The 504-nt window shown below is 63.1% G+C and carries 1 protein-coding gene; it reads left to right on the top strand.

Going from position 1 to position 504, the window contains the following annotated elements:
- Positions 1 to 504 (top strand): DEAD/DEAH box helicase family protein (locus tag H7I41_RS14145; RefSeq protein WP_264013228.1); only part of this gene is annotated, 504 nt, incomplete at both ends.

The following is a 504-nucleotide window of genomic DNA, read 5'->3' as shown; positions in this document are numbered from 1 at the left end:
CGCCGGCTGGCCCGCGAGGTGCACGGGCGGGACCTGAAGCTGCTGTTTGTCGCACACCGCAAGGAGATCCTGACCCAGGCACGCCGGATGTATCAGGAGGTCCTCACCGATCCCACCTTTGGCGAGTTGCTGGTCGGTGGAGACCAACCGACGCAATGGCGTCACGTCTTCGCCAGCATCCAATCGCTGACGGATGGACGCCTTTCCACGATTGAACCCGATCATTTCGACGTCGTTGTGATCGACGAGTTCCACCATGCTGAGGCGCCGTCTTATCGCCGCCTCCTTGACCACATCGCCCCCATGGAGCTGCTTGGACTTACCGCCACGCCCGAACGCGGTGACGGTAGCGACGTCCGCGAATTCTTCGGCGGACGCGTGGCCGCAGAGCTGCGGCTATGGGACGCGCTGGAACAAAACCTGCTGTGCCCGTTCCACTACTTCGGGGTGTACGACGGCACCGACCTCGAAAAGCTGCAATGGCGGCGCGGCGGATATGACCTC

The sequence above is a fragment of the [Mycobacterium] manitobense genome, from assembly GCF_025821665.1.
Lineage (GTDB): Bacteria > Actinomycetota > Actinomycetes > Mycobacteriales > Mycobacteriaceae > Mycobacterium > Mycobacterium arseniciresistens.
This window is presented reverse-complemented; position numbering and strand designations above follow the sequence as displayed.